Annotated in this window: 3 protein-coding genes; all 3 read right to left on the bottom strand. The window is 74.7% G+C overall.

From position 1 onward, the window contains the following. Positions 1-158: 158 nt before the first annotated feature. Complete coding sequence (locus J0670_RS31235) at positions 159-2,603, bottom strand: GTPase-associated protein 1-related protein (protein ID WP_207815227.1); 2,445 nt, start codon at positions 2,601-2,603, stop codon at positions 159-161. A 1-nt stretch (position 2,604) separates the two neighbouring features. After that, the gene (locus J0670_RS31230; protein ID WP_207815225.1) at positions 2,605-3,822 is read right to left on the bottom strand and encodes a hypothetical protein; all 1,218 of its coding nucleotides are present in this window, start codon (positions 3,820-3,822) and stop codon (positions 2,605-2,607) included. Beyond that, positions 3,823-4,410, bottom strand: a 588-nt coding sequence (locus tag J0670_RS31225; RefSeq protein WP_207815223.1) for a hypothetical protein, incomplete at its 5' end; no start/stop codon positions are given. It abuts the gene before it with no gap.

Genomic DNA, 4,410 nt, shown 5'->3' with positions numbered 1-4,410 from the left:
GGCGTTCAGCAGCCGGGCGTGGCCGAGCAGCAGCCGGCCGGTGAACTGGAGCGCCTGGGCGGCGATCAGGACCGGGGCGAGGAACACCGCGAAGAGGGAGAGGGCGACCAGGTAGAGGACGAAGGCCAGTACCCCGCCCACGAGTTCGGCCAACTGGATCACTCCTCGGGATTCTGCGGAGCGGGGGCGCCCGTCCGGCTCCGGCCGCCGGGCAGCCAGCCGGCGATCCGCCGGCGGAGCGGCTCGGGGCGATCGTCGAGGGCGCGGCCCAGGTGCTCGGCCCAGCCCCGGTGGACCGGTCCGACGGCCGCAACCAGCCGGGCCAGGTCGTCGGTGGGCCAGCGGTCCTCGGCGCGCCGGAGGATCTTCTGGACCAGCGCCCGGGGCTCCTCGGTCAGCTTGGCGCGGGTGATGGCCGCCAGGTGGCTGATCAGCGGCTCGCTCGCCCGGGTGCCCCGGCCGACCTTGCAGGTCTGCTCGTGCAGCAGGGTGAGGTAGTCGAGGGCCGTCCGCTCCTCCAGCCCCCCGAGCCGGGGGCCGGTCCTTGCGGGATCGCGCACCACCCGGTCGGTGAGTGCCTGCGGCAGCTTCTGGCGCAGCAGGGCCCGGACGGGGGGCCAGTCGCCGGGTGGCTCCCGGTTCAGCAGTTCGGCGAGTTCCTCGGCGGTCCGGGCCGTCCCGAGCAGCTTGCGCACGTTCAGCGCGTACCGGACGCACATCCGGGCGTCGGCCGGCAGCCAGTCGCTCCTGGGCGGTGCTTCCAGTCGCTCGGCCAGTTGCAGGAAGTTGCTGAGTTCCAGCGCGCCGGGGGCGTCCTGGAGCACGGTCGCGGCCAGCCAGCGTCGGGCGCCGTCGTCCCAGCGCAGGTCGGGCGCCAGGCGCGGGATCAGGCTCAGCGCCTCGGCGTGGGACCAGCGGTTCCCGTGGCCCGGCCAGAGTGCCTGCAACAGCGCGACGTCGACGAGGCCGTCCCGGCGCAGCCGCAGGATCTCCAGCAGCGTTCGGCTCGCCTGCCCCGGCTGGTGCTCCGCCCGGACCAGCAGGAAGTCCTCCAGCAGGTCCGGGCGGTTGATCAGGTCGTCGCCGGTGAGCAGCCCGGGCGGCAGGGCGCGCAGTACGGACCGGAACTGCCCGGGGCGCCCGTGCTCCAGCCCCAGGACGGCGGCGACCAGGCCCTGGCGGAAGGCGGGCCAGCGGCGGGCGGCCTCCGTCAGCGGCTCGCCCAGGGCGTCGAGGGAGCCGACCGTCACCGCCGTGGCGAGCAGGTGCTCGCCGATCCGTTCGCCCTGCACCCTGAGTTCGTGGTCGGGCGCCTCCAGGCCGGAGCCGTCCGCCCAGGCCAGCAGCCGCAGCGCGGACGCGCCCCGGGCCTCCTGGAAGAACGTCAGCCAGCGGGCGGTGCACTGGGCGCGCTGCCGCGGGTCGTCGATCCGGACCGGGTCGAGGGCCCGCGAGTCGCCGTCCAGGATGAGCCGCAGGTCGCGCTCGACCACCTCGTCGGTCGCTCGTTGGACGAGGTCGGGCAGTCCGGCGGCCTCCGCCATCCGCCTCAGTTCGGTCAACTGGCCTCGGCCGAGGCGCTGTTGCCGGTGCAGGTCCTGGAGGGTGGCCCGGCTGACCGGGGACTGCGGATCGGGGGCGCGCCGCAGCCAGTCGAGCACCGCGGCGATGTCCGGTTCGGTCAGCGGCGCGCCGCCGCGGGCCGCTGCGGCCGCGGCGGGGCCGTGCCAGTCCTCGGCGTCCTGCTCGTCGCCCCACAGGTACGTCTCGGCGCGCTCCCAGAACCGGTCGGAGGCCGCGGGCCCGATCCGGGCGAGCAGCTGGGCCAGCGGGTTCGCGGGCAGCTCGGGGGCCCGGCCCTCCACCAGGTCCAGGACGTGGAAGGCGTCCTGCTGTTCGGGCCCGAGGTCGATCCGGATCTCCGGCACCGTGCCGACCAGGTGGGTGCGGCCCCGGTCGGGCCGGTGCAGGTAGGTGGCGAAGGAGAGCCGGCGGGCCAGCGGCGGCGGCAGCAGGTAGCAGGCCGCCGCGATCCACCGCGCGACCCGTTCGGAGTCCTGCTCGACCAGCAGCACCGTGCGCTGGTGCGCCAGCGCGTCCAGGGTCGCGGTGAGCAGCGGGCCGATCAGGTCGCGGTGCGGGTGGTCGCGCAGGAAGCGGCCGACCGCGTCGCGGCGCAGCGGGCCGGCCTCGACAGCGGGCAGTTCGGGCAGTGTGGTGCTCGGGGCCGGGGTGCTCCGCCACACCGGGGAGCCCCAGAGTTCGATGCCGAGCACGCCGGCGCCGTCCTGCCCGAAGTCCTGGGTGCTCAGCGCGTGGGCGAAGTAGTTCCCGAACCGCTGGGACGGGTCCCGGCCGACGTAGCGCACCTGCGCCGACACGCAGGGGTGACCCGGCACGTGCAGCAGGTTGACGGGGCAGCGCGCGAGTTCCTGCGGCGTCTGGGAGTTGAGCAGCGAGCGGGGCGGTTCGTACGCCGTGAGCGACTCCACCAGGCGCATCGTCTCGGCGGAGGCGTCCGGGCTGACGGCGTTGAACTGGTAGCCGGAGAAGCCGCTCAGGCCGTGTTCGCAGGACGTGTAGTAGAGCTGCTGGAAGGCCATGTCACGCCCTCCTCTGGCGGGGCACCGAGCCGAACTCGCTGAGCAGCCAGAGCAGTGGGTCGGTCACCCGGTAGGGCTGGATGCCGGTGGCCGCGACCCGGCTGTCCGCGGTGGGCCCGTTGCCGAGCGCGGAGAGCCCGAAGTACCGGTAGCGCTCGTAGTTGGTGTCGAGGATCTGGTCGATCGCGCCGCCGCGCCACTCCCGCAGGAGGTGGCGCACCTCCTCGTGGACGTTCAGGCTGTCCTCGGTGTGGAAGCGGTCGCCGCCCGGTGGATGGGCGCGCAGCGGGCTGCCCGCCGCGAGGCCGTCCCAGACGGCGTCGAGCTTGGCGAAGACGACCGCGATCGGCGTGCTGATCCGGCCGCTGCCGCGCCGGCCCGGGAGCAGGCGGGCGGCGGGGCCGGCTCCGGCGCGGTGCGGGAGCAGCATGCTGGTCACCCGGGAGAGCACGTTGATCGGGGAGTCCTCGCCCTCCGTGTCCGGCAGGACGGTGCCGGGCCGGGCGTGCGGGCGTGCGCCGGGCAGCTGGAGCGGGTCCAGGATCAGGATCACGCCGTCCGCGTTGGCCAGGTAGCGGGTGTTCAGCTGCACGCTCTCCTGGGAGTTGAAGTCCTCGCCGGCGGTGTCGAAGAAGGAGAGCAGGGTGTGTTCCGGCCGGGAGCCGAGCAGGCGGCGGCGTTCCAGGCCGAACCGGAAGACCAACGGGTCCACCCGGTTGGCGTTGGCCACGGCCGTCCGGGTGCCGTGGAAGAGCCGGCCGTCCCGGTAGAGCTGGTCCCGGTAGTCGGAGCCGAAGCGGGTCATGGTCGCGTCGTCGGCGGCCATCAGGGCGAAGCCGCCACCGGCCCCGACCCTGTTCATCAACTCGTGCAGCAGCACGGTCATGTAGACCGTCTTCCCGGACGCCTTGGCCCCGACCATCGCGATCAGCCGGTTGTCCACCATCCCGAACTGCGCGGGCAGCGTGCTGTGGCAGACCGGGCAGATCCGGAAGGCGCTCATGGCCTCGCACCGCGGGCACGGGGCGAGGTGCCCCTTGGTCTTCGCCGTGAAGACGGGGCCCACCTCTCCGCGCAGGCCGCGGCGTTCGGCCAGCACCGGGTCGCGCTCGCGCGTGCAGCGTTTGCCGGTGGAGCCGGGCTGGGTGGTGCAGCGGAACATGATGTCCCGGGCGGTGAAGGTCTCGTAGCAGTACGGGCAGGCGAGGTTGGTGGCCATTCAGGTCACTCTCAGTCGGTGCAGGGCGATCGGGCGCAGGTCGACGGTCGGGTCCCCGGCGGCGGCCGGGAGGCAGACCAGCCAGGACGGTCCGCGGGTGGCGGGCACGGTCAGCTTGAGGACGAGCGGTGCGCCGGCCTCCAGCCGCTGTTCGGGCAGTTCGTGCAGCACGGTGCCTTCACCGGCCCGGGTCGGGCGGGTGCGGCCCGGGCCGTGCACCACCTGGAGCGGCGGCAGCAGGCAGCCGGCCTCGGCGGTGAGGACCAGCCGGGCGGTCCAGCCGCGCCGGCCGGTCAGGGCGCGCACCCGGGGCACCAGGACGTCGTACGTCACCAGCGGCAGCTCGGCTGGCAGTTCCACGGTGGCGGGCTTGGCCAGCGGGTCGGCCGGGTGCGGCGCGAGCGCCCAGACGGTGAGGGCGACCGCGCCGCGCCCGACCGGGAGGGTCAGGCCGCCGTCGTGGTGGTAGCCGCGGTGCGAGCAGCGCAGTTCGCCGGCGCGGGCGACCCCGGTCGGCACCGGACCGTCCAGGCGCCAGCCGACCTGGGCCTCCCGGCAGCCGTCCGGCCAGGCCCAGCGCACCAGCAG

It is taken from the genome of Streptomyces sp. FH025 (assembly GCF_017427025.1).
In the GTDB taxonomy this organism is placed as follows: domain Bacteria; phylum Actinomycetota; class Actinomycetes; order Streptomycetales; family Streptomycetaceae; genus Kitasatospora.
Note: the sequence above shows the minus strand (reverse complement) of the source record. Positions and strands in the feature narration are given on the sequence as shown.